At 56.6% G+C, this 23,672-nt stretch carries 22 protein-coding genes; 15 read left to right on the forward strand and 7 right to left on the reverse strand.

The genetic code is table 11. The features are described from left to right. Positions 1–37 precede the first annotated feature (37 nt). The 6 genes from dnaB (at position 38) to V1603_RS04600 (ending at position 5,675) form a co-directional block, all read left to right on the forward strand. Positions 38–1,450 carry a replicative DNA helicase gene (gene dnaB, locus V1603_RS04575; RefSeq protein WP_395313551.1) on the forward strand — a complete coding sequence of 471 codons (1,413 nt, stop codon included), beginning with the start codon at positions 38–40 and terminating at the stop codon, positions 1,448–1,450. Positions 1,451–1,466: 16 nt separating this feature from the next. Beyond that, positions 1,467–2,546: an alanine racemase gene (alr, locus tag V1603_RS04580; protein WP_116343841.1), complete on the forward strand. Its 1,080-nt coding sequence runs from the start codon at positions 1,467–1,469 to the stop codon at positions 2,544–2,546. Positions 2,547–2,665: 119 nt separating this feature from the next. Beyond that, positions 2,666–3,859 (forward strand): aromatic amino acid transaminase, encoded by a 1,194-nt coding sequence (gene tyrB / locus V1603_RS04585; RefSeq protein ID WP_395313552.1) that lies wholly within the window; start codon positions 2,666–2,668, stop codon positions 3,857–3,859. A 217-nt stretch (positions 3,860–4,076) separates the two neighbouring features. Then, complete coding sequence (aphA, locus tag V1603_RS04590) at positions 4,077–4,790, forward strand: acid phosphatase AphA (protein WP_116343843.1); 714 nt, start codon at positions 4,077–4,079, stop codon at positions 4,788–4,790. Between the two features lie 112 nt (positions 4,791–4,902). After that, positions 4,903–5,319: a secondary thiamine-phosphate synthase enzyme YjbQ gene (locus V1603_RS04595; protein WP_116343844.1), complete on the forward strand. Its 417-nt coding sequence runs from the start codon at positions 4,903–4,905 to the stop codon at positions 5,317–5,319. A 2-nt stretch (positions 5,320–5,321) separates the two neighbouring features. After that, a complete protein-coding gene (locus V1603_RS04600) occupies positions 5,322–5,675 on the forward strand; it encodes an MmcQ/YjbR family DNA-binding protein (RefSeq protein WP_116343845.1) in 354 nt (117 codons plus the stop codon). A gap of 2 nt (positions 5,676–5,677) precedes the next feature. On the opposite strand, the gene uvrA is transcribed toward V1603_RS04600, so the two are convergent. Next, positions 5,678–8,500, reverse strand: coding sequence for an excinuclease ABC subunit UvrA (gene uvrA, locus V1603_RS04605; protein ID WP_116343846.1), 2,823 nt, complete (start codon positions 8,498–8,500; stop codon positions 5,678–5,680). 250 nt (positions 8,501–8,750) lie between these two features. On the opposite strand from uvrA, the gene ssb1 reads away from it, so the two are divergent. Further along, positions 8,751–9,275, forward strand: a complete 525-nt coding sequence (ssb1, locus tag V1603_RS04610; RefSeq protein ID WP_395313553.1) for a single-stranded DNA-binding protein SSB1 — start codon at positions 8,751–8,753, stop codon at positions 9,273–9,275. Positions 9,276–9,334: 59 nt separating this feature from the next. On the opposite strand, the gene V1603_RS04615 is transcribed toward ssb1, so the two are convergent. After that, complete coding sequence (locus V1603_RS04615; RefSeq protein ID WP_048957473.1) at positions 9,335–9,616, reverse strand: YjcB family protein; 282 nt, start codon at positions 9,614–9,616, stop codon at positions 9,335–9,337. A 63-nt stretch (positions 9,617–9,679) separates the two neighbouring features. Between V1603_RS04615 and V1603_RS04620 the strand changes: the two genes are divergently transcribed. Both V1603_RS04620 and V1603_RS04625 read left to right on the forward strand, forming a co-directional pair. Then, positions 9,680–9,931 carry a hypothetical protein gene (locus tag V1603_RS04620; RefSeq protein WP_131728597.1) on the forward strand — a complete coding sequence of 84 codons (252 nt, stop codon included), beginning with the start codon at positions 9,680–9,682 and terminating at the stop codon, positions 9,929–9,931. Positions 9,932–10,270: 339 nt separating this feature from the next. Then, on the forward strand, positions 10,271–11,836 hold the full coding sequence (locus V1603_RS04625) for an EAL domain-containing protein (protein ID WP_163330905.1): 1,566 nt from the start codon (positions 10,271–10,273) through the stop codon (positions 11,834–11,836). A 5-nt stretch (positions 11,837–11,841) separates the two neighbouring features. On the opposite strand, the gene soxS is transcribed toward V1603_RS04625, so the two are convergent. Continuing rightward, entirely contained in the window at positions 11,842–12,168 is a 327-nt protein-coding gene (gene soxS, locus V1603_RS04630; RefSeq protein ID WP_008503387.1) for a superoxide response transcriptional regulator SoxS, read from the reverse strand. Between the two features lie 98 nt (positions 12,169–12,266). On the opposite strand from soxS, the gene soxR reads away from it, so the two are divergent. The 4 genes from soxR (at position 12,267) to V1603_RS04650 (ending at position 17,206) form a co-directional block, all read left to right on the forward strand. After that, entirely contained in the window at positions 12,267–12,725 is a 459-nt protein-coding gene (gene soxR, locus V1603_RS04635) for a redox-sensitive transcriptional activator SoxR (RefSeq protein ID WP_023331806.1), read from the forward strand. Between the two features lie 366 nt (positions 12,726–13,091). Beyond that, the gene (locus V1603_RS04640) at positions 13,092–13,763 is read left to right on the forward strand and encodes a glutathione S-transferase family protein (RefSeq protein WP_116343848.1); all 672 of its coding nucleotides are present in this window, start codon (positions 13,092–13,094) and stop codon (positions 13,761–13,763) included. Between the two features lie 296 nt (positions 13,764–14,059). Beyond that, the gene (ghxP, locus tag V1603_RS04645; RefSeq protein ID WP_028015179.1) at positions 14,060–15,409 is read left to right on the forward strand and encodes a guanine/hypoxanthine transporter GhxP; all 1,350 of its coding nucleotides are present in this window, start codon (positions 14,060–14,062) and stop codon (positions 15,407–15,409) included. Between the two features lie 150 nt (positions 15,410–15,559). Further along, the gene (locus V1603_RS04650; RefSeq protein WP_116343849.1) at positions 15,560–17,206 is read left to right on the forward strand and encodes a Na+/H+ antiporter; all 1,647 of its coding nucleotides are present in this window, start codon (positions 15,560–15,562) and stop codon (positions 17,204–17,206) included. 75 nt (positions 17,207–17,281) lie between these two features. Here V1603_RS04650 and V1603_RS04655 read toward each other — a convergent pair whose 3' ends face one another. Continuing rightward, positions 17,282–18,169: a LysR family transcriptional regulator gene (locus V1603_RS04655; RefSeq protein ID WP_395313554.1), complete on the reverse strand. Its 888-nt coding sequence runs from the start codon at positions 18,167–18,169 to the stop codon at positions 17,282–17,284. Positions 18,170–18,271: 102 nt separating this feature from the next. Between V1603_RS04655 and V1603_RS04660 the strand changes: the two genes are divergently transcribed. Next, positions 18,272–18,682 (forward strand): CidA/LrgA family protein, encoded by a 411-nt coding sequence (locus V1603_RS04660; RefSeq protein ID WP_116343851.1) that lies wholly within the window; start codon positions 18,272–18,274, stop codon positions 18,680–18,682. After that, entirely contained in the window at positions 18,675–19,364 is a 690-nt protein-coding gene (locus tag V1603_RS04665) for an LrgB family protein (RefSeq protein WP_192984308.1), read from the forward strand. The genes V1603_RS04660 and V1603_RS04665 overlap by 8 nt, the downstream gene beginning before the upstream one ends. A gap of 32 nt (positions 19,365–19,396) precedes the next feature. On the opposite strand, the gene actP is transcribed toward V1603_RS04665, so the two are convergent. The 3 genes from actP to acs all read right to left on the reverse strand — a co-directional run bounded on the left by actP (position 19,397) and on the right by acs (position 23,445). Next, the gene (actP, locus tag V1603_RS04670; protein WP_116343853.1) at positions 19,397–21,046 is read right to left on the reverse strand and encodes a cation/acetate symporter ActP; all 1,650 of its coding nucleotides are present in this window, start codon (positions 21,044–21,046) and stop codon (positions 19,397–19,399) included. Then, positions 21,043–21,357, reverse strand: coding sequence for a DUF485 domain-containing protein (locus V1603_RS04675; RefSeq protein ID WP_116343854.1), 315 nt, complete (start codon positions 21,355–21,357; stop codon positions 21,043–21,045). Before V1603_RS04675 ends, actP begins: the two co-directional genes overlap by 4 nt. A 129-nt stretch (positions 21,358–21,486) precedes the next feature. After that, positions 21,487–23,445, reverse strand: a complete 1,959-nt coding sequence (gene acs / locus V1603_RS04680; protein ID WP_166709804.1) for an acetate--CoA ligase — start codon at positions 23,443–23,445, stop codon at positions 21,487–21,489. Between the last annotated feature and the right edge of the window lie 227 nt (positions 23,446–23,672).

Genomic DNA, 23,672 nt, shown 5'->3' on the forward strand with positions numbered 1-23,672 from the left:
TTTCGACCCACTCTTTATCTCGGTAACTCCATTCACTATGGCAGGAAACAAACCCTTCAACAAACAGACTGAACCTCGCGAGCGTGATTTCCAGGTCGCAGGGTTAAAAGTCCCGCCGCACTCGATTGAAGCGGAACAGTCGGTGTTGGGCGGTTTAATGCTGGATAACGAACGCTGGGACGACGTTGCCGAGCGCGTGGTGTCTGAAGATTTCTACACCCGTCCGCACCGCCACATCTTTACCGAAATGGCGCGCCTGCAGGAGTCCGGCAACCCGATTGACCTGATCACGCTCGCGGAATCGCTTGAGCGTCAGGGGCAGCTGGACAGCGTCGGTGGGTTTGCCTACCTGGCAGAACTGTCAAAAAACACCCCAAGCGCGGCGAACATCAGCGCTTACGCCGATATCGTGCGCGAACGTGCCGTCGTTCGCGAGATGATCTCGGTGGCGAATGAGATTGCCGAGGCCGGTTTTGACCCGCAGGGCCGCACCAGCGAAGACCTGCTTGACCTTGCCGAGTCCCGCGTCTTCAAAATCGCCGAAAGCCGTGCGAACAAAGACGAAGGCCCAAAAAACATCGCCGATGTGCTCGACGCTACCGTGGCGCGTATTGAGCAGCTGTTCCAGCAGCCGCACGACGGTGTAACTGGGGTGAACACCGGTTATGACGATTTGAACAAGAAAACTGCCGGTTTGCAGCCGTCGGATTTGATCATCGTCGCGGCGCGTCCGTCGATGGGTAAAACGACTTTTGCAATGAACCTCGTCGAAAATGCGGCGATGTTGCAGGATAAGCCCGTACTTATTTTCAGCCTTGAGATGCCCTCCGAACAGATCATGATGCGTTCTCTGGCGTCGCTGTCGCGCGTGGATCAGACCCGCATTCGTACCGGCCAGCTCGACGATGAGGACTGGGCGCGTATCTCCGGCACCATGGGCATTCTGCTGGAAAAACGGAACATCTATATTGATGACTCCTCCGGCCTGACGCCGACTGAGGTCCGTTCCCGCGCGCGCCGTATCGCCCGTGAACACGGCGGCATCGGCCTTATCATGATCGACTACCTTCAGCTGATGCGCGTCCCGTCGCTCTCTGACAACCGTACGCTGGAAATTGCGGAGATTTCCCGCTCGCTCAAGGCGTTAGCCAAAGAACTGCACGTGCCGGTAGTGGCGCTGTCGCAGCTGAACCGCTCTCTGGAACAACGTGCCGACAAGCGCCCGGTCAACTCCGACCTGCGTGAGTCCGGCTCCATCGAGCAGGATGCCGACTTAATCATGTTTATCTACCGTGATGAGGTTTATCACGAGAACAGCGACCTGAAGGGGATCGCCGAAATTATCATTGGTAAGCAACGTAACGGCCCGATCGGGACGGTGCGTCTGACCTTTAACGGACAGTGGTCGCGTTTCGACAACTATGCCGGTCCTCAATATGATGATGAGTAATTTCTAAGGAATTCAAATGCAAGCGGCAACTGTTGTGATTAACCGCCGCGCTCTGCGACACAACCTGCAACGTCTGCGTGAACTGGCACCCGCCAGCAGGCTCGTTGCAGTCGTGAAAGCGAACGCTTACGGACACGGTCTTCTTGAGACCGCGCGAACGCTCCCCGATGCCGACGCCTTTGGCGTCGCCCGTCTTGAAGAAGCTCTCCGTCTGCGCGCAGGCGGCATTACTCAACCTATTCTGCTCCTTGAAGGCTTTTTTGAAGCCTCGGATCTGCCAACCATTGCCGACCAGCGTCTGCATACGGCGGTACACAACGAAGAGCAGCTGGCCGCGCTGGAAACTGCCACACTGAGCGAGCCGGTGACCGTCTGGATGAAGCTCGACACGGGCATGCACAGGCTGGGCGTGCGTCCGGAAAACGCAGAAACGTTTTATCAGCGTCTGAGCCAGTGCAAAAACGTGCGCCAGCCGGTGAATATCGTCAGCCATTTTGCCCGTGCCGATGAGCCCGAGTGCGGGGCAACCGAGCAGCAGCTCGATATCTTTAACACCTTCTGCGAAGGCAAGCCGGGGATGCGCTCGATTGCGGCCTCCGGCGGGATCCTGCTATGGCCGCAGTCGCACTTCGACTGGGCGCGTCCGGGCATCATCCTTTATGGCGTTTCACCGCTGGAGAACAAACCCTGGGGGCCGGACTTAGGCTTTAAGCCGGTGATGTCGCTGGTTTCAAAGCTGATTGCCGTGCGTGAGCACAAAGCGGGAGAGCCGGTGGGTTACGGCGGCACCTGGACCAGCGAGCGCGACACGCGTCTCGGCGTGGTGGCGATGGGCTACGGCGACGGCTATCCGCGCGCTGCGCCAACGGGTACGCCGGTGCTGGTCAACGGTCGTGAAGTGAAGATTGTCGGCCGCGTGGCGATGGATATGATTTGTGTAGATCTGGGACCTGAAGCCCAGGATAAAGCGGGCGACGATGTGGTGATGTGGGGCGAAGGTCTGCCCGTTGAACGCATTGCTGAAATCACGAAAGTGAGTGCTTACGAACTTATCACGCGCCTGACGTCGCGGGTGGCAATGAAATACATTGATTGAACCGCCAGTGGAGTGAGGAATTTAACCTCACTCCAACTTTATTAACATCCTCTCGACCTTCTCCCACTTCCGGTTTATTGTTGAAATTCCTGCCTCATCGAATTCCGGAGAACCATCGCGTGTTTCAGAAAGTTGACGCCTATGCCGGCGACCCTATCCTCTCCTTAATGGAGCGTTTCAAAGAAGATCCTCGCAGCGACAAAGTGAACCTCAGCATTGGCTTGTATTACAACGAGGATGGCATCATCCCGCAATTAAAAGCCGTTGCTGAAGCCGAAGCGCGCCTTAACGTTGTTCCGCACGGTGCGTCTCTTTATCTGCCGATGGAAGGGCTTAACACCTACCGCAACACCATCGCGCCTCTGCTGTTTGGGGCCGATCACGCGGTACTCGCGCAGAAACGCGTGGCGACCATCCAGACGCTGGGCGGCTCAGGGGCACTGAAAGTGGGTGCAGATTTCCTTAAAAAGTACTTCCCGGATTCCGGCGTGTGGGTCAGCGACCCGACGTGGGAAAACCACGTTGCGATCTTCGAGGGGGCAGGCTTTAAGGTCGAGACCTATCCGTGGTTCGACAGCGAAACCAACGGCGTGCGCGTCGAAGCGTTGCTGGAAAAACTGAACACACTGCCGGAGCGCAGTATCGTATTGCTGCATCCATGCTGCCATAACCCGACCGGTGCGGACCTCACCAATGCTCAGTGGGATGCGGTGATAGAGGTGCTGAAGGCCCGTAATTTGATCCCGTTCCTCGATATCGCCTACCAGGGCTTTGGCGCGGGCATGGAAGAAGATGCTTACGCCATCCGCGCCGTTGCCAGCACCGGGCTGCCAGCGCTGGTCAGCAACTCCTTCTCAAAAATCTTCTCACTTTACGGCGAGCGCGTTGGCGGTCTGTCCGTGGTGTGTGAAGACGCCGAAGCGGCGGGCCGCGTGCTGGGTCAACTGAAGGCGACGGTGCGCCGCATTTACTCCAGCCCGCCAAACTTTGGTGCGCAGGTGGTGGCGAGGGTACTCGGTGACGAACAGCTGAAAGCGTCCTGGCTTGCCGAAGTGGAAGCGATGCGTAAGCGCATCCTGTCAATGCGTCAGGAGCTGGTTAACGTCCTGAAAGAGGCCGTACCGGGGCATAACTTTGATTATCTGCTCAAGCAGCGCGGGATGTTCAGCTACACCGGACTGAGCGCGGCACAGGTCGATCGCCTGCGCGAAGAGTTCGGCGTCTACCTGATCGCCAGCGGCCGCATGTGCGTGGCGGGTTTGAATGCCAGCAACGTTCATCGCGTGGCGCAGGCGTTTGCCGCTGTGATGTAAGTGCTTACAAACCCTCCCTCTCCCCGTGGGAGAGGGCCGGGGTGAGGGCATCAGTCCGCACAAATACGTTGCCCGGCATTCTGTGATCCTCTTCTTTTTATTCCGCTTCATAAGCAAAAACTCCTTTCCTTCACCTCCCGCTGGGGTTATGGTCGGATAGTTTTTTGACCATCCACTCAAAATAAAACGATAACAAACTGAATATTCAGGGGAAAACATGCGCAAGATCACACTGGCGCTCAGCGCCGCCTGCTTATTGTTCTCGCTTAATAGTGCTGTTGTGGCGCGAGCTTCTGCACCGACGCCGCTCTACACCGGCACCACCGCCGCCATGCTGGCCGAACAGGCCCCCATTCACTGGGTTTCCGTGGCACAAATCGAAAACAGCCTGGTGGGCCGTCCGCCAATGGCCGTGGGCTTCGACATTGACGATACCGTTCTCTTCTCCAGCCCGGGGTTCTGGCGTGGCAAGAAAATGTATTCGCCCGACAGCGAAGCGTATCTGAAGAACCCGGAGTTCTGGGAAAAAATGAATAACGGTTGGGACGAGTACAGCATCCCGAAAGAGGTCGCCCGGGCGGTAATTGCTATGCACGTTAAGCGCGGCGACAGCATTTACTTTGTCACCGGCCGTAGCCAGACCAAAACCGAGACAGTGTCCAAAACCCTGCAGGACGATTTTCAGATCCCGGCAGCCAGCATGAACCCGGTCATTTTTGCGGGTGATAAAGAGGGACAAAACACCAAAACCCAGTGGCTGGAGCAGAAAAACATCAAAGTGTTCTACGGTGATTCGGATAACGACATTACCGCGGCGCAGGATGTGGGGGCCAGAGCGATCCGGGTGCTGCGTGCCTCTAACTCGACCTATCGACCGCTGCCAATGGCAGGCAAGTTTGGCGAAGAGGTGATTGTGAACTCCGAGTATTAGCACGCGCGCGGCGAGTTTGATTCTTTTTTGAACAAATCCGCCGCTGCGGGTTTTACCTTTCGCCTTCTTGCTGCACACTTAGAAAGATTCATCTTTCTTAACGGAGCAGCACATGTGGTATCAACAGACCCTGACCTTAAGCGCTAAACCCCGCGGGTTTCACCTTGTGACGGAGGAAGTCATCGGGCAAATCCGCGATCTGTCGCGCGTCAAAACGGGTTTACTGCATCTGCTGCTTCAGCACACGTCAGCCTCTCTCACGCTTAATGAAAATTGCGATCCTACCGTCCGGTCAGATATGGAACACCATTTCCTGAAGACAGTTCCGGACAACGCCCCCTACGAGCACGATTATGAAGGCCAGGATGACATGCCTTCGCATATCAAATCTTCTCTGCTGGGCGTATCGCTGATGTTGCCGGTACACAACGGGCGGCTACTGCTGGGAACGTGGCAGGGGATCTGGCTGGGAGAACATCGCATTCATGGTGGTTCGCGTAAAATTATCGCAACGCTACAAGGGGAATAAAGATGACAATTTCGGAGCTACTTCAGTACTGCATGAGTAAACCTGGCGCAGAGCAGAGCGTTCATAGCGACTGGAAAGCCACGCAGATTAAAGTGGGAGACGTGCTGTTTGCGATGGTGAAAGAGGTAGAGGGGCGCCCGGCGGCGTCGCTGAAAACCAGCCCGGAACTGGCGGATCTGTTACGTCAGCAGCATGATGATGTGAGGCCGAGCCAGCACCTCAATAAAGCGCACTGGAGCACCGTCTATCTGGACGGTTCGCTGCCTGGCTCGCAAATTTACTATCTGGTGGATGCGTCTTATAAGCAGGCGGTTGAGCTGCTGCCGGAAACGACCCGACAGCAGCTCTCCGTCTGAGATTACAGCAACGGTTTAAGGAAGCGCGCGGTGTGCGAGGCTTCGCACTCTGCAACGGTCTCTGGCGTACCGGAGACGAGGATTTCACCGCCGCCGCTGCCGCCTTCCGGGCCAAGATCGACAATCCAGTCCGCGGTTTTAATCACGTCCAGGTTATGTTCGATAACCACAATCGTGTTGCCCTGATCGCGCAGCTGATGCAGAACCTCCAGCAGCTGCTGGATATCGGCAAAGTGCAGGCCAGTGGTCGGCTCGTCCAGAATGTACAGCGTCTGGCCTGTACCGCGTTTGGAGAGCTCGCGCGCCAGCTTCACGCGCTGGGCTTCACCGCCTGACAGCGTGGTGGCGGACTGCCCCAGACGAATATAGGTCAACCCTACGTCCATCAGCGTCTGCAGCTTACGCGCCAGCGCAGGGACGGCGTCAAAGAACTCGCGCGCCTCCTCGATGGTCATGTCCAGCACTTCGTGGATGGTCTTGCCTTTGTACTTAATCTCCAGCGTTTCGCGATTATAGCGCTTGCCTTTGCACTGGTCGCACGGCACGTAGATATCCGGCAGGAAGTGCATCTCAACCTTGATCACGCCGTCGCCCTGACACGCTTCACAGCGGCCGCCGCGCACGTTAAAGCTGAAACGTCCAGGGGTATAACCGCGCGAACGCGCTTCCGGTACGCCGGCGAAGAGTTCACGTACAGGCGTGAAGACGCCGGTATAGGTTGCCGGGTTGGAACGCGGCGTACGGCCAATCGGGCTCTGGTCGATGTCGATAACCTTGTCGAAATGTTCCAGTCCCTGAATGTCGCGATACGGCGCAGGTTCGGCGAGCGTCGCGCCGTTCAGCGCCGTCTGCGCAATCGGGAACAGCGTATCGTTGATCAGCGTCGATTTACCGGAACCGGACACGCCGGTAATGCAGGTAAACAGGCCAACTGGCAGCGTCAGGGTGACGTCCTTCAGGTTGTTGCCGCGCGCCCCGGTGAGCTTAAGCACTTTTTCCGGGTTCGCCGCGACGCGCTGTTTCGGCACTTCAATCTTGCGCTTGCCGCTCATGTACTGGCCGGTCAGCGACTCGGGCACCGCCATGATATCTTTCAGCGTCCCTTCTGCGACCACCTGGCCGCCGTGTACGCCCGCGCCAGGACCGATATCGATCACATGGTCAGCCGCGCGGATCGCATCTTCGTCGTGCTCGACCACGATTACCGTGTTGCCGAGATTGCGCAGGTGGACCAGCGTCCCGAGCAGGCGTTCGTTGTCGCGCTGGTGCAGGCCGATGGACGGTTCATCCAGTACGTACATCACGCCCACTAAGCCCGCGCCAATCTGGCTCGCCAGACGGATACGCTGGGCTTCACCGCCGGAGAGCGTTTCTGCCGAGCGGGAAAGCGTCAGGTAGTTCAGGCCAACGTTCACCAGAAACTTCAGGCGATCGCCGATCTCTTTCAGCACTTTTTCGGCGATTTTTGCGCGCTGGCCGGAGAGCTTCAGGTTGTTGAAGAAGTCCATCGCGTGGCCGATGCTCATGTCTGAGATGGTCGGCAGCGCCGTATTTTCAACAAATACGTGGCGCGCTTCGCGACGCAGACGCGTGCCCTCGCAGGTGGCGCAGGAGCGGTTGCTGATGAACTTCGCCAGCTCTTCGCGCACCGCGCTGGATTCGGTCTCTTTGTAGCGGCGCTCCATATTGTGCAGCACCCCTTCGAACGGGTGACGACGCACGGAGGTGTCGCCACGGTCGTTCATATATTTGAACTCGATGTTCTCTTTGCCGGAACCGAACAGGATCACTTTGTGTACGTTCGGGCTCAGGCTTGCCCACGGGGCTTCAACGTCGAACTTGTAGTGCTCCGCCAGCGACTTCAGCATCTGGAAGTAGTAAAAGTTACGCTTGTCCCAGCCACGAATAGCGCCGCCCGCCAGGGATAGCTCCGGGTTCTGGATCACGCGGTCCGGATCAAAATACTGCTGTACGCCCAGGCCGTCACAGGTCGGGCACGCGCCCGCCGGGTTGTTGAACGAGAACAGGCGCGGTTCCAGCTCGCGCATGCTGTAGCCGCAAATCGGGCAGGCGAAGTTGGCGGAGAAGAGCAGCTCTTCCGCTTTCGGGTCGTCCATGTCGGAGACCACGGCCGTGCCGCCAGAGAGTTCCAGCGCCGTTTCGAAAGATTCCGCCAGACGCGTGGCGAGATCGTCACGCACCTTAAAGCGGTCAATCACCACCTCAATGGTGTGCTTCTTCTGCAGCTCCAGCTTTGGCGGATCCGACAGGTCACACACCTCGCCGTCGATGCGGGCGCGGATATAGCCCTGGCTTGCCAGGTTTTCCAGCGTTTTAGTGTGTTCGCCTTTTCGCTCTTTAATGATAGGCGCCAGCAGCATCAGGCGTTTGCCTTCCGGCTGCGACAGCACGTTGTCGACCATCTGGCTCACGGTCTGTGCCGCCAGCGGGACGTCGTGGTCCGGGCAGCGCGGCTCACCCACGCGGGCATACAGCAGACGCAGGTAGTCGTGAATTTCAGTGATGGTACCGACCGTTGAACGCGGGTTATGCGAGGTCGACTTCTGCTCAATGGAGATAGCAGGCGATAACCCTTCAATATGATCGACATCCGGTTTTTCCATCAGCGACAGGAACTGACGCGCGTACGCAGAGAGTGATTCAACGTAACGACGCTGTCCTTCGGCATACAAAGTGTCGAAGGCCAGTGAGGATTTGCCAGACCCCGAAAGCCCGGTCACGACGATGAGTTTGTCGCGAGGGATTATGAGGTTGATATTCTTGAGATTGTGGGTGCGGGCGCCCCGAACTTCGATCTTATCCATTCACCTTTCCCGGTTGGAACACGGATTGCCTGGTTTGTTTGAAGGACAAACGGCTGTCAGAAACGGCTAATTATGACACAATTTAACCTGTTTGAATATACAGTGTTGGAATGCATTTTCTGATTCGCTGTGTAACAATGTCGAGTGGCGAGAGAACTCTGGAACGTGCTACGCAACTATCAAAGTGCAGCATGGAAATGGTACACTCGCGCGTTTACACTATTAAGAAACGTATTCAGGAGACACGAACATGGCCAGCAGAGGCGTAAACAAGGTGATTCTCGTCGGTAATCTGGGCCAGGACCCGGAAGTACGCTACATGCCGAGTGGTGGCGCAGTTGCCAACATTACGCTGGCTACTTCCGAATCCTGGCGTGATAAAGCGACCGGTGAAATGAAAGAGCAGACCGAATGGCACCGCGTTGTGCTGTTTGGCAAACTGGCAGAAGTAGCCGGTGAGTATCTGCGTAAAGGTTCTCAGGTCTATATCGAAGGCCAGTTGCGTACCCGCAAATGGACCGATCAGTCCGGCGCTGAGAAGTACACCACGGAAGTGGTGGTGAACGTTGGCGGCACCATGCAGATGCTGGGTGGCCGTCAGGGCGGCGGCGCACCAGTCGGTGGCGGCCAGCAGCAGGGCGGTTGGGGTCAGCCTCAGCAGCCACAGGGCGGCAACCAGTTCAGCGGCGGCGCGCAGTCTCGTCCGCAGCAGCAGTCTGCTCCTGCCCCGTCTAACGAACCGCCAATGGACTTCGACGACGACATCCCGTTCTGAACAACGGATGCTAAAACAAAAAACCCAGACATCTTCTGGGTTTTTTATTGCTGAAGGGATCAGGTAATGACCATCGGCCAGTCTGGTGGCGTGTGGCTCATCGCCTCAACCATCACTACTTTAATATTTTCCCAGACGGCGGCCATATCCAGCAGGGTGATGCCCAGCAGGCCCGTTGCGAACCAGCAAGCCGCGCCAAGCCCTAGCAGGGTACTGATGACGGCAAGACCCGCGTAGTCGGATTTACGAAACTGAATGTTCAGCGTGCTGGCTAAAAACATCAAAAACGCACTCAACAAGGGCCAGCGCAGGAGAACCATGCTGGTAGTAATGGTTGCCATAAAACCCATCCTCTACAAAACAGACGAACTGAATGAAACAGTGTTTCTCGTTACACAATATGTGTGAACTATATCACATTTGTTGATTTATTCGCCAGTGTCTGCGTAGCCAAAAAGGGGATTTTATTAGCCGGAAAAAGAGTGTGCGGTACGGGACTGCCTTCGTACAAAGGGATGCGGACCCACAACGTGCGGGGTAATGCCCGCCGGGCAAGCGGGGAAGAGCATCTGGAGGCAAAGAGACGTCCAGCCGTGCCGTTTTTAGGAGAAGCATTATTTTCTGATAATATTGTGATGATGTCTGATTATTTATAAATCAACGAACAAAATACACCCGCATAAATAGGATAAAACGTCACGTTGGCGTTGTGCTTTTTTCATGCCGCCAGAAGTTTGGCTTAATCAGCGATCCTCTGTGGTGTTCTCTCAAAACCACCCAGGCGTGGTGGATAATTATTTTCCTTAATTGAAACGGAACGAATACTTACAGTTTAGCTTACGGGAAAATATTATCGTCATAACGAAATTTAAGATTTTTAATACTAAAAGTCAGTTGCTAACTTCGCATGATTCATGCAACGTAATCACCTGTTTAACAAAGCATCCGGCCTTCATTACTACAGGCGTACAACATGCAGGGATATAGGGCGGGAAATGAATCGTAGCGCGCGGCGCAAAATACTCAGGGTGGTAGGAATCATCATGGTAGTTATGCTGCCGGTGATGCTTGCTCTATGGTTTGCCCAGCTGAGAGCCGAGTCGGAAACGAGCGCTCAGCTACGTACATTTGCTGAACTGGCTTTAGACAAAACAGAACTGGTAATTCAACAAGTTGACCTGGCCAGGGACGAGGCAGAAAAATATCAGGGTGAACGTTGTACGCCGGAACATCGTCAATATATGTTGAACGTTGTTCGTGGCCGCCTGTTTGTCGCCGATTTAATTTATGCTGAAGGTCAGAATTTTCTTTGTTCGACCGTTTTTACACCGGATCAACCCTATGTCATTCCGGTTGCTAATTACACGCGTAAACCTGACGTTGCGATCTATTATTTTCGCGATACGCCATTTTATACTGGCTATAAAATGACATATATGCAGCGCGGAAATTATGTCGTGGTGGTCAATCCGCTTTCTTACAGTGAAGTGATGTCTACCGATCATTCCCTCGCATGGGGGGTATACGATACGGTAACCAATGCCTTCTTTTCCGTCAGTCAGAAAGCCAATGCGACTTTATTAAATTCGATGATTCAGGATAAGGAATCGGTATTTCAAAAAGATAACCGTTTCTATACCGTCGTGAAATCGCCAAAACGGCCTATTGCCGCTATCGTGTCGACGTCAGATAAACGTTTTTATGAAACGCTCTATCACCAGGCGACGTTGACGCTGCCGCTGGGAATGATCTGCAGCATTATTATTTTGCTGGTGTGGTCCCGTACCCATCGTGAGCTTAATTCGCCGGGGCGGCTACTGCACCGGGCGCTGAACAAACGTCAGCTTTGTCTGCACTATCAGCCGATTATTGATATCAAGAATAACCAGTGCGTGGGGGCAGAGGCGCTGTTGCGCTGGCCTGGTTTCAACGGGCAGGTGATGAGCCCGGCTGAATTTATTCCGCTGGCTGAAAAAGAGGGAATGAGCGAGCGAATTACGGATTATGTTGTTGAGGAGGTGTTCAGCGATCTGGGCAATTTCCTGGCGGCGCATCCGCATCTCTATATTTCGATTAACCTGTCGGCCACGGACTTCCACTCTTCGCGGCTGATCGCCATGATTTCTGACAAGGCCCGGCACTACGCCGTACGCGCCCAGCAAATTAAAATTGAAGTGACGGAACGCGGTTTTATCGATGTCCCAAAAACCACGCCGGTGATTCAGGCCTTCCGTCAGGCGGGCTATGAAGTGGCGATCGATGATTTCGGAACCGGTTACTCCAACCTGCACAACCTCTACTCGCTGAACGTCGATATTTTGAAAATCGACAAATCGTTTATCGACACCTTAACCACCAACAGTACCAGCCACCTGATCGCCGAGCATATTATCGAGATGGCGCAAAGCCTGCGGCTTAAAACCATTGCCGAAGGGGTTGAGACGGCTGAGCAGGTGAGCTGGTTGTTGAAGCGCGGCGTTCAGTTCTGTCAGGGATGGCACTTCGCGAAAGCGATGCCGCCCCAGGAATTTATGACCTGGCAGCAGCAACCTTTGCAATGACGGGATTAATTCAACTGGTGGCGGTAATCGCTTGGCGTACGGTCAAACTCGCGGCGAAACACGCGGGAAAAGGTTTGTTGCGACACATAGCCAAGATCCATCGCGATATCAAAAATCGGCCGCTGCGTTGAGCGTAACGCCTGCGCCGCCAGCAGCAGCCTGCGCTGACGAATGTACTCACCCAGCGTCTGGTGCATGACCGTGCGGAACATCCTCTGTAAATACCATTTCGAATAGCCCGACTTTTTAGCGACCACATCAATGTTCAACGGTTGGTCGATATGATCGTCAATCCATTCAATAAGTGTCTGAATAATCTGCTGATGCGACATAAGGTTGCCCCTCTGTAGATACAACTTTCTCGGTTGATTCGTCGTTTTCTCTGCGGGGGAGTATAATTCCTCAAGTTAACTTGAGGTAAAGAGGTTTTATGGAAAAGAGATTGCCGCGTATTAAAGCGCTTTTAACCCCCGGCGAAGTGGCAAAGCGAAGCGGCGTTGCGGTATCGGCGCTCCACTTCTATGAAAGCAAAGGGTTAATTAAAAGCATCCGTAACGGCGGAAACCAGCGCCGCTATACCCGCGACGTGCTTCGTTACGTGGCGATTATCAAAATTGCGCAACGCATCGGCATACCCCTGGCGACGATCGGTGAGGCATTTGGCGTGTTGCCGGAAGGGCATACGCTTAGCCCGAAAGAGTGGAAAGAACTTTCGTCCCAGTGGCGTGAAGAGCTGGACAGACGTATCCACACGCTGGTCGCGCTGCGTGACGAGCTGGACGGCTGCATCGGCTGCGGCTGCCTGTCCCGTAGCGACTGCCCGCTGCGTAACCCCGGCGACAGGCTGGGCGAGCAGGGGACGGGGGCACGGTTGCTGGAGGAGGATTGAGTCCGTGCGGCCTGTTTGCCGGGTGGCGGCTTCGCCTTCCCGGCCTACAAAACCGAGAACGTAGGCCGGGTAAGCGAAGCGCCACCCGGCAAAAAGCATCATAAAGAACTAAAGCGCCACAAAGGGCGCTTTAGTTTTTCCCGGTCTTTGTCTTTCTCTCTATCCCGCTGGTTCACGGGAGGGTTTCCCCCGACATCAGCACCCCTCGTGTCGAGCTGGTTGGGGAGGTTCCGGATTGTGCTGACACTTTAATTCTATGCAAGACCCGTTTTTTCGCCAGCCACGCGAGCCGTTTTTTAGACGAAATTTTTTCGCGGTGTTGTTCGATTTTCTATAGTTAAAAAGTATGAATAACAGGAGAAAATCATGCTCACGGTACATCACCTGAACCAGTCGCGCTCGCACCGCGTGATCTGGGCGCTGGAAGAACTCGCCCTGCCTTATGAAATAGTTCACTACCAGCGCGAAAAGAACATGCTGGCACCCGAGTCCCTCAAAAAGGTGCATCCGTTGGGCAAATCCCCGGTCATTGAAGATAACGGGCTGATCCTTGCGGAGTCAGGCGCCATTCTGGAGTATCTGCAGGAAACCTATGATGCCGAATCGCGGCTGAAACCTTTGGACCCCGCGCACAAGGTGCAATATCGCTTCTGGCTGCATTACGCGGAAGGGTCGCTGATGCCGCTGCTGTTAATGAAGCTGGTCTTCAGCAGCCTCGGCAAGCCGCCCGTGCCGTTTGGCATCCGAACTCTGGGCAAGGCGCTGGGGCAGGGGGTGCAGAAAGCATATCTCAACCCCCAGCTGGAAACCCATGCGCGCTTTATTGACTCACATCTTGCTAAAAACAGCTGGTTTGCCGGAGAAGCGTTCAGTATGGCCGACATTCAGATGAGCTTTCCACTCTTTGCCCTGCTGGCGCGCGGCGGCATTGATAATCTGCCGCATATTCAGGCATGGAAGCAAAAGGTGGAAAGCAGCCCTGGCTGGCAAAGAACTCTGCAACAAGGTGGCCCGTTATCTATCCCGGGCGAGGATTGAGATGTAAATAAATTGCGCATAGACGATAACGTTTGCGCATCCTCTGTATATTTCTTCATCGTCATAAGTGAATTTTAGCGAAAATCGACAAAGTTCAGTTGAAAAGGGCGTGGATTAGGCTGGATAATCGTTTGCCTTAATTTGACCACCCGTTTTATAAGCGCGGAGCTAAACGTTTGCTTTTTTTGTGACGCCCTTTCGTCGCAAACGCAACACACGGATTTGACGTTTTAGCTGGCAGCGGTGTCTCCACCACGCTTATGGACGTTCTATAAAAACTCTCAGGGGATGTTTCTATGTCTACGCCATCTGCGCGTACCGGCGGTTCACTTGACGCCATGTTTAAAATTTCGGCTCGCGGCAGCACCGTGCGTCAGGAAGTTGTTGCCGGTCTGACAACGTTTCTGGCGATGGTTTACTCCGTTATCGTGGTACCGGGCATGCTGGGCAAAGCGGGCTTCCCGCCAGCGGCTGTCTTCGTCGCCACCTGCCTGGTGGCTGGCGTGGGTTCCATCGTCATGGGGTTGTGGGCGAACCTGCCGCTGGCGATTGGTTGCGCCATCTCTCTGACCGCCTTTACCGCATTCAGCCTGGTGCTGGGCCAGCAGATCAGCGTACCGGTTGCCCTCGGCGCCGTATTCCTGATGGGCGTACTGTTTACCGTCATTTCCGCCACCGGCATCCGTAGCTGGATTTTGCGCAACCTGCCGCAGGGCGTGGCGCACGGCACCGGAATCGGTATCGGCCTGTTCCTGCTGCTGATCGCCGCCAACGGTGTTGGCCTGGTGATCAAGAACCCACTGGACGGCCTGCCGGTGGCGCTGGGTCATTTTGCGAGCTTCCCGGTCATTATGTCGCTGATCGGTCTGGCGGTGATTATCGGCCTGGAGAAACTGAAGGTACCGGGCGGCATCCTGCTGACCATTATCGGCATTTCCATCGTCGGCCTGATTTTCGATCCGACCGTCCACTTCTCCGGTATTTTCGCAATGCCGTCGCTGAGCGATGACAAAGGCAACTCCCTGATCGGCAGCCTGGATATCGTGGGCGCGCTGAACCCGGTGATCCTGCCAAGCGTGCTGGCGCTGGTGATGACCGCGGTATTTGACGCGACCGGTACCATACGCGCGGTGGCCGGTCAGGCCAACCTGCTGGATAAAGACGGCCAGATTATCGATGGCGGCAAAGCGCTAACCACCGACTCCCTGAGCAGCGTCTTCTCTGGTCTGGTCGGCGCGGCACCTGCGGCGGTGTACATCGAATCTGCAGCGGGTACGGCAGCAGGCGGTAAAACCGGCCTGACGGCGATCACCGTCGGCGTGCTGTTCCTGCTGATCCTGTTCCTCTCTCCGCTCTCTTACCTGGTTCCGGCCTACGCGACCGCGCCAGCGCTGATGTACGTCGGCCTGCTGATGCTGAGCAACGTGGCGAAAATCGACTTTGCGGACTTCGTGGATGCGATGTCCGGCCTGATTACCGCAGTGTTTATCGTCCTGACCTGTAACATCGTGACCGGCATCATGATCGGTTTCGCCTCACTGGTGATTGGCCGTCTGGTTTCCGGTGAATGGCGTAAGTTGAACATCGGCACCGTGGTGATCGCCGTTGCGCTGGTGGCGTTCTACGCGGGCGGCTGGGCAATCTGAGTTATCCATTGATGCGAAAACGGGTGGCTCAGGCCGCCCGTTTTTATTTTCAGGACTCATCCCGTTGCCTTTTGCGTTACTCTGGGGAAGATAGAATAAAAGGCACGACGCCTTCCGTAGTACATAAGTAACACAGCAAACAGGGAACGCATGGAAATCTTCTTCACAATACTCATCATGACCCTTGTGGTCTCGTTATCCGGGGTGGTTACACGCGTACTGCCCTTCCAGGTCCCCCTGCCTTTAATGCAAATAGCTATCGGTGCGCTGCTGGCGTGGCCGACGTTCGGTCTGCACGTGGAGTTCGATCCGGAACTGTTCCTCGTGCTGTTTATCCCGCCGCTGCTGTTTGCCGATGGCTGGAAAACCCCCACGCGCGAATTTCTTGAGCATGGACGAGAGATCCTCGGCCTGGCGCTGGCGCTGGTGGTGGTCACCGTCGTCGGGATTGGTTTCCTGATCTACTGGACCGTACCGGGTATCCCGTTAATTCCCGCCTTTGCGCTGGCCGCCGTGCTGTCGCCAACCGATGCCGTAGCGCTTTCCGGCATTGTGGGCGAAGGCCGCATTCCGAAGAAAATCATGGGCATTTTACAGGGGGAGGCGCTGATGAACGACGCCTCCGGCCTGGTCGCCCTGAAGTTTGCCGTGGCAGTTGCCATGGGAACGATGGTCTTTACCGTGGGTGGTGCGACCCTGGAATTCTTCAAGGTGGCGATTGGCGGTATCCTCGCAGGCTTTGTGGTGAGCTGGCTGTATGGCCGCTCGCTACGCTTCCTCAGCCGCTGGGGCGGCGATGAACCGGCTACGCAGATCGTGCTGCTGTTCCTGCTGCCGTTTGCCTCTTATCTGATTGCCGAACATATCGGCGTATCGGGCATTCTGGCGGCAGTGGCGGCGGGGATGACCATCACCCGCTCCGGCGTAATGCGCCGCGCGCCGCTGGCGATGCGCCTGCGCGCCAACAGCACCTGGGCAATGCTGGAATTTGTGTTCAACGGCATGGTATTCCTGCTATTGGGCCTGCAGCTGCCGGGCATTATGGAGTCCTCGCTCATCGCAGCAGAGGCCGATCCGAACGTTGAAGTCTGGATGCTGTTTACCGATATCGTGCTGATCTACATGGCGCTGATGCTGGTGCGTTTCGGCTGGCTCTGGACGATGAAAAGATTCAGCGTGCGTTTCCTGACGAAAAAGCCGATGGAGTTCGGCTCCTGGACCACGCGCGAGCTGCTGATTGCCTCCTTCGCGGGCGTCCGCGGGGCGATTACCCTCGCTGGTGTGCTCTCTATTCCGCTGCTGCTGCCAACGGGGGACGTCTTCCCGGCGCGCTACGAGCTGGTGTTCCTGGCGGCGGGCGTGATCCTCTTCTCGCTGTTTGTCGGCGTGATTATGCTGCCGATTTTACTCCAGCACATTGATGCCGGTGACTCGACCCAACAGCACAAAGAGGAGCGGATTGCCCGCGCGGCCACGGCGGAAGTGGCGATTGTAGCCATTGAGAAGATGGAGGAGCGTCTGGCCGCCGACGCCGAAGAGAACATTGATAACCAGCTGCTGAAGGAAGTCAGCTCGCGGGTGATAGGTAACCTGCGCCGCCGCGCCGACGGGCGTAACGACGTGGAAAGCTCGCTGCAGGAGGAGAACCTGGAGCGTCGGTTCCGCCTGGCGGCGCTGCGCTCCGAGCGCGCCGAGCTGTATCACCTGCGCGCCACGCGCCAGATCAGCAACGAAACGCTGCAAAAATTGTTGCACGATCTGGACCTGCTGGAAGCGCTGTTGATAGAGAATCAGTAGCGCTGTAATTGCCCGGTGGCGCTGCGCTTACCGGGCCTACGTGCTCGATCGGTTCCCTCTCCCTGTGGGAGAGGGTTAGGGTGAGGGGACCCAAAACCCCTCACAACATTGCAACCACGCCTGCGCGCTGTGCGACAAATACACCCCTTCACGCCAAATCATCCCTAACTGCCAGTGGAGATCGCTCTCCAGCGGGATCCAGCGCAGCGTGTTTTTATCCAGCCGCTCGCAGATCGGCTGCGGCAGAATGGCAATCCCCACGCCCGCCTGCACCATCGCCGCCAGGAAATCCCACTGGCCGCTGCGCACCGCAATGCGCGGTTTCACGTTATGGTGGTTAAACAGGGTCATCAGCTGGCGGCTTAAGGCGAAGTCTTCGTTGTAGATCAGCAGGGGATGCTCGCCAAGCAGCTCGGGCTTCACTGAGTCTATCGTTAGCCAGTCGCCGGAGCGGGGCACCAGCACGCACAGCGGGTGGCTAAAGAGCGGGAGCGTCGCCAGACCACTCTCCTCCTCCACGGGAAGTGCCGTCATCGCCACGTCCAGCTCGCCGTTGATCACCGCCTGCTGCACGGTCAGGCCGCCAAATTCAGAAATTTTAAGCTCAACGCCGGGGTAGCGCTGGCGGAACAGGCTAATCGGCCCGGCCATCATCATGCCGACCATTGGCGGAATGCCGAGACGTAACAGACCTTTAGTCAGGTGGTTGATGTCCGCAAGCTCGGCCTCAAGCTGGCGGAACTCCCCCAGGATCGCCTGCCCGCGCTCGAACACCACGCGTCCGGTATCGGTCAGCAGTAGCTTGCGCCCATCGCGGATCAGCAGGGTACAGTTCAGCTCATCTTCGAGGTTTTTCAGCATCTTGCTGATGGTCGGCTGGGTAACGAACAACTTCTCCGCTGCGCGGGTAAAACTTTGCTGGCGAACCACCTCGACAAAATAGCGCAGCGTTCTTATGTCCATGATTATTCCTCGAAACTATACCTTCGATGATTTTAATTCATTTCAGTCGATGACGTACGCTCACTATACTGGCGCCTCGTCTCATTTCTGAGGAAAACCCCCATGGCCGTGGCGTTAAGCCGTGTTACGCCTGCCGTTGTGCAACGACTCCAGGTACCGGTTCAGGTACTGCTCTACGCGGGACTGTTTGTTTTTGCGGAATATCTTGTTGACTGGCTGCACCTGCCTTTACCCGCCAACCTGGTGGGGATGGTGCTGATGCTGACGCTGATCCTTTCACGTGCGTTACCCCTTAGCTGGGTGCGGGCCGGCGCGCGCTGGCTGCTGGCGGAGATGCTGCTGTTCTTCGTTCCGGCCGTGGTAGCCGTGGTGAACTATGCGCAGCTGCTGATGGTCGACGGCTGGCGCATCTTCGCGGTTATCGCCCTGAGCACGCTGATGGTGTTGGGCGCTACCGCCTGGGTGGTGGATAACGTGTATCGGTTTGAAATCAGCAGGCAGAAGCATGACTAACTTTCAGATAAGCGTGCTGTGCCTGATTGCGACAGTCTTCATCTACTTTGCCAACAAGCGCCTGTACCGCCGCTTCCGCGCGCTGCCGCTGATGCCGCTGGTCTTCACGCCCATCCTGCTGGTGCTGATGCTGGTATTCGGCCATATCTCCTGGCAGAACTACATTGGTGAGTCCCACTGGCTGCTGTGGCTGCTCGGCCCGGCGACCATCGCCTTTGCCGTCCCTGTCTATGACAACCTGAAGATTATTAAACGCCACTGGATGTCGCTCAGCGCGGGCGTCATTACCGCGACGGTGGTGGCGGTGTGCAGCTCGGTCTGGCTGGCGCGGCTGTTTACCCTGCCTGATGAAATTCAGCGCAGCCTGGCCGTGCGATCGGTCACGACGCCGTTTGCGCTGGCAGCGGCTAAACCGCTCGGCGGGCAGCCGGATCTGGTGGCGCTGTTTGTGGTGGTCACGGGCGTCTTTGGTATGGCGGTGGGGGATGTGCTGTTCCTGCGGCTCTCTATCCGGGAAGGCATGGCGAAGGGGGCAGGATTTGGCGCGGCGTCGCACGGCGCGGGGACGGCGCGTTCGTATGAACTCGGTCAGCAGGAGGGGGTTGTCGCAAGCCTGGTGATGATGCTCTCGGGCGTGACGATGGTGCTGATTGCGCCGCTGGTGGCGTGGGTGATGTTTTGAACTCCCCGGCCAGAGCGGCCGGGGAGAAAGGCTTAGTGAGCGCGGCCCTGCTCAACGCCCAGGCCGGTCTGTGAACGGATAAACTGGGCGCGGAATTTCTCACGCTCCAGGTTACCCTCCGGCGAGTTGTCGGTAGCCGAGAAGACCCAGATACCGATAAACGCCACGGCAATGGAGAACAGCGCCGGGTACTCGTACGGGAAGATAGCGCTTTCGTGACCGAGGATCTGCACCCAGATTGTCGGGCCCAGAATCATCAGGATCACCGCCGTCAGCAGGCCCAGCCAGCCGCCAATCATCGCCCCACGGGTGGTCAGTTTTGACCAGTACATGGAGAGCAGGATGATCGGGAAGTTACAGCTTGCGGCAATCGAGAAGGCCAGCCCCACCATAAACGCGATATTCTGCTTCTCGAACAAAATCCCCAGCAGAATGGCGACCACGCCCAGCACCAGCACGGTGATCTTAGAGACCTTCAGCTCATCGCGCTCGCTCGCGCCTTTGCGGAAGACGTTGGCGTAGAGATCGTGCGATACCGCAGACGCGCCCGCCAGCGTCAGCCCTGCCACCACCGCAAGAATGGTGGCGAAGGCCACGGCGGAGATAAAGCCGAGGAACAGGTTGCCGCCCACCGCGTCGGCCAGATGCACCGCCGCCATGTTGTTACCGCCGATCAGCGCGCCCGCCGCGTCTTTAAACGCCGGGTTCGCCCCCACCAGCATGATTGCGCCGAAGCCGATGATAAAGGTCAGGATGTAGAAGTAACCCATAAAGCCGGTGGCGTAGAAGACGCTCTTGCGCGCTTCACGCGCATCGCTCACGGTAAAGAAGCGCATCAGGATATGCGGCAGGCCAGCGGTACCGAACATCAGCCCGAGACCGAGAGAGAGCGCGGAGATCGGGTCTTTCACCAGCCCGCCAGGGCTCATGATCGCTTCCCCTTTCGGGTGGACCGCCATCGCTTCGGTAAACAGATTATTGAAACTAAAGCCGACGTGCTTCATCACCATAAAGGCCATAAAGCTGGCGCCGAACAGCAGCAGCACGGCTTTGATGATCTGCACCCAGGTGGTTGCCAGCATGCCGCCGAACAGGACGTACATCACCATCAGGACGCCCACCAGCACCACTGCGACGTGGTAGTTCAGGCCGAACAGCAGCTCGATCAGCTTGCCTGCCCCCACCATCTGGGCAATCAGGTAAAGGGCCACGACCACCAGCGAGCCGCAGGCTGAGAGCATGCGGATAGGGCCCTGTTTCAGGCGGTATGAGGCCACGTCGGCAAAGGTATAGCGACCGAGGTTACGCAGGCGCTCGGCAATCAGGAACAGAATGATCGGCCAGCCGACGAGGAAGCCGAGGGAGTAGATCAACCCGTCATAGCCGGAGGTGTAGACCAGCGCGGAGATCCCAAGGAACGAGGCGGCAGACATAAAATCACCCGCAATCGCCAGCCCGTTCTGGAAGCCGGTAATGTTGCCGCCCGCGGTGTAGTAATCATTACGGGAGCGCACGCGTTTCGACGCCCAGTACGTAATGTACAGCGTCAGCACCACGAAAATCAGGAACATCACAATCGCCTGCCAGTTGGTTGGCTGGCGCTGTACCTCACCGGTAATGGCATCTGCCGCATCGGCAGCAAAGGGAAGTGTGGCGGCGAGCGCCGTCAGAACTCGCTTCATGATGCTTTTACCTCTTGCAGTACCGCTTTATTGAGACGATCGAATTCACCGTTGGCGCGCCAGACGTACACGCCCGTGAGCAAGAATGAAATCACAATCACGCCAATGCCAATCGGAATGCCGCGTGTGACGCTGGTACCCTCATGCAGCGGGGTGCCCAGCCAGTGCGGCGCAAAGGCGATCAGCATAATAAAGCCGACGTAGATAACCAGCATGATGATGGAAAGAATGAAGGCAAACCGTTGCCGCTTATCGACGAGCTCCCTGTAGTGCGCACTATTCTCTATCTGCTGACAAATATCGTTATTCATCACAGAGTTCTCCAAAGGTAAGGTTGGTTTGTTTTTATCCCCTCTCCCCTATGGGGAGAGGGTTAGGGTAGGAAGGTGCGGTCTGATGCCCTCACCCCGGCCCTCTCCCACGAGGAGAGGGAGAAAACACTAGGAAGGCATCGCGATGGCCTGCTTCTCTTCGAGCAGTTTTTCCACCACGCCAGGATCCGCGAGCGTTGAGGTATCACCGAGGTTGCTGGTGTCCCCCGCCGCGATTTTGCGCAAGATACGACGCATGATTTTGCCGGAACGGGTTTTCGGCAGCGAGTCGGTCCAGTGCAGCACGTCCGGCGTGGCCAGCGGGCCAATCTCTTTACGTACCCAGTTGCGCACTTCGGCGTACAGCTCCGGCGACGGCTCTTCACCGTGGTTCAGGGTGACATAGGCGTAAATCGCCTGGCCTTTGATGTTGTGAGGGATCCCGACAACCGCCGCTTCGGCAATCTTCGGATGCGATACCAGCGCCGATTCAATCTCCGCCGTGCCCAGACGGTGGCCGGAGACGTTCAGCACGTCGTCCACGCGTCCGGTGATCCAGTAATAGCCGTCTTCGTCGCGGCGCGCGCCGTCGCCGCTGAAGTACATGTTTTTAAAGGTCGAGAAGTAGGTCTGCTCGAAGCGCTCGTGGTCACCGAACAGGGTGCGCGCCTGGCCCGGCCAGGAATCGACGATCACCAGGTTGCCCTCGGTGGCCCCTTCCTGCGGATTACCTTCGTTATCCACCAGCGCAGGCTGCACGCCGAAGAACGGACGGGTTGCCGAGCCGGCCTTCAGCTGCGTCGCGCCCGGCATCGGGGTGATCATGAAGCCGCCGGTTTCGGTCTGCCACCAGGTGTCCATCACCGGGCACTTCTCGTTGCCGATCTTTTTCCAGTACCACTCCCAGGCTTCCGGGTTGATGGGCTCGCCCACGGAACCGAGGATGCGCAATGAAGAACGGTCGGTGCCCTCAATGGCTTTATCACCTTCCGCCATTAACGCGCGGATGGCCGTTGGCGCGGTGTAGAGAATGTTGACCTGGTGCTTATCGACCACCTGACACATGCGCGCCGGGGTCGGCCAGTTCGGTACGCCTTCAAACATCAGCGTGGTTGCGCCGCATGCCAGCGGGCCGTATAGCAGATAGCTGTGCCCGGTGACCCAGCCCACGTCTGCGGTACACCAGTAGATGTCGCCCGGATGGTAGTCGAAGACGTATTTGAAGGTGGTGGCCGCATAGACCAGATAGCCGCCGGTTGTGTGCAGCACGCCTTTCGGCTTACCGGTTGAGCCGGAGGTATAAAGAATGAACAGCGGATCTTCTGCGTTCATCTCTTCCGGCTGATGCTGGTCGCTCGCGTTCTCAATCAGGTCGCTCCACCACAGGTCGCGCCCTTCGTTCCAGTCGATTTTGCCGCCGGTACGCTTAAGGACGATGACGTTACTGACCGTTTTGACGTTCGGGTTTTTCAGCGCTTCGTCGACGTTTTTCTTCAGCGGGATACCGCGGCCCGCACGCACGCCTTCGTCGGCGGTGATCACCAGCTTCGAGTTTGAGTCGACAATACGCCCGGCAACCGCCTCAGGGGAGAAGCCGCCGAAGATAACGGAGTGGATCGCGCCGATGCGCGCGCAGGCCAGCATGGCCACCGCCGCTTCCGGCACCATCGGCATGTAGATGGCGACCACGTCTCCCTTTTTGATACCTTTATCCAGCAGGACGTTGGCGAAGCGGCAGACGTCGCGGTGCAGTTCTTTATAGGTAATGTGTTTGCTCTGAGAGGCATCGTCGCCTTCCCAGATAATGGCGGTTTCATTCCCGCGTTCGGCAAGATGGCGGTCCAGGCAGTTCGCCGCCAGGTTCAGTGTGCCATCTTCATACCATTTAATGGAGACGTTGCCTGGCGCAAAGGAGGTGTTCTTCACCTTCTGGTAAGGTTTGATCCAGTCAAGGATGTGGCCCTGCTCGCCCCAGAAGGCGTCCGGGTTGGTAACAGATTGCTGATATTTCTCGTGGTACTGCTCCGGGCTGATCAGGCAACGGTCCGCAATGTTTGCGGGAATGTCGTGTTTATGTATTTGGCTCATGGCTTTTTTTCTCCTTGTAAGATGTTAATAATATGTCGCAAAAACGTTAATAGTAGGGGCTTTACAAGCTTTGTTTATTATTTGGGCGGCAGATCACGCATTGTCTGAAGAGTATGAAAAACGAGCGAATGAAACTTTGAAGGGAAATAATTTACGATAACTATTATTCACATTTTCGTTTAAAAAAGCGTTTTTATAACAAAAGGTTATTTATAAGAATTAGAATA

The organism is Enterobacter sp. ECC-219, assembly GCF_043966805.1.
Lineage (GTDB): Bacteria > Pseudomonadota > Gammaproteobacteria > Enterobacterales > Enterobacteriaceae > Enterobacter > Enterobacter cloacae_N.

Excerpts from the sequence above, each read along its gene's own strand:
- V1603_RS04675 (WP_116343854.1), bottom strand. The coding sequence starts at position 21,357 with ATGAATAACGATATTTGTCAGCAGATAGAGAATAGTGCGCACTACAGG.
- alr (WP_116343841.1), top strand. The coding sequence starts at position 1,467 with ATGCAAGCGGCAACTGTTGTGATTAACCGCCGCGCTCTGCGACACAAC.
- V1603_RS04615 (WP_048957473.1), bottom strand. The coding sequence starts at position 9,616 with ATGGCAACCATTACTACCAGCATGGTTCTCCTGCGCTGGCCCTTGTTG.
- actP (WP_116343853.1), bottom strand. The coding sequence starts at position 21,046 with ATGAAGCGAGTTCTGACGGCGCTCGCCGCCACACTTCCCTTTGCTGCC.
- V1603_RS04665 (WP_192984308.1), top strand. The coding sequence starts at position 18,675 with ATGACTAACTTTCAGATAAGCGTGCTGTGCCTGATTGCGACAGTCTTC.
- aphA (WP_116343843.1), top strand. The coding sequence starts at position 4,077 with ATGCGCAAGATCACACTGGCGCTCAGCGCCGCCTGCTTATTGTTCTCG.
- V1603_RS04655 (WP_395313554.1), bottom strand. The coding sequence starts at position 18,169 with ATGGACATAAGAACGCTGCGCTATTTTGTCGAGGTGGTTCGCCAGCAA.
- V1603_RS04650 (WP_116343849.1), top strand. The coding sequence starts at position 15,560 with ATGGAAATCTTCTTCACAATACTCATCATGACCCTTGTGGTCTCGTTA.
- V1603_RS04625 (WP_163330905.1), top strand. The coding sequence starts at position 10,271 with ATGAATCGTAGCGCGCGGCGCAAAATACTCAGGGTGGTAGGAATCATC.
- V1603_RS04640 (WP_116343848.1), top strand. The coding sequence starts at position 13,092 with ATGCTCACGGTACATCACCTGAACCAGTCGCGCTCGCACCGCGTGATC.
- uvrA (WP_116343846.1), bottom strand. The coding sequence starts at position 8,500 with ATGGATAAGATCGAAGTTCGGGGCGCCCGCACCCACAATCTCAAGAAT.
- acs (WP_166709804.1), bottom strand. The coding sequence starts at position 23,445 with ATGAGCCAAATACATAAACACGACATTCCCGCAAACATTGCGGACCGT.
- V1603_RS04600 (WP_116343845.1), top strand. The coding sequence starts at position 5,322 with ATGACAATTTCGGAGCTACTTCAGTACTGCATGAGTAAACCTGGCGCA.
- V1603_RS04595 (WP_116343844.1), top strand. The coding sequence starts at position 4,903 with ATGTGGTATCAACAGACCCTGACCTTAAGCGCTAAACCCCGCGGGTTT.
- ghxP (WP_028015179.1), top strand. The coding sequence starts at position 14,060 with ATGTCTACGCCATCTGCGCGTACCGGCGGTTCACTTGACGCCATGTTT.
- soxR (WP_023331806.1), top strand. The coding sequence starts at position 12,267 with ATGGAAAAGAGATTGCCGCGTATTAAAGCGCTTTTAACCCCCGGCGAA.
- V1603_RS04660 (WP_116343851.1), top strand. The coding sequence starts at position 18,272 with ATGGCCGTGGCGTTAAGCCGTGTTACGCCTGCCGTTGTGCAACGACTC.
- dnaB (WP_395313551.1), top strand. The coding sequence starts at position 38 with ATGGCAGGAAACAAACCCTTCAACAAACAGACTGAACCTCGCGAGCGT.
- soxS (WP_008503387.1), bottom strand. The coding sequence starts at position 12,168 with ATGTCGCATCAGCAGATTATTCAGACACTTATTGAATGGATTGACGAT.
- ssb1 (WP_395313553.1), top strand. The coding sequence starts at position 8,751 with ATGGCCAGCAGAGGCGTAAACAAGGTGATTCTCGTCGGTAATCTGGGC.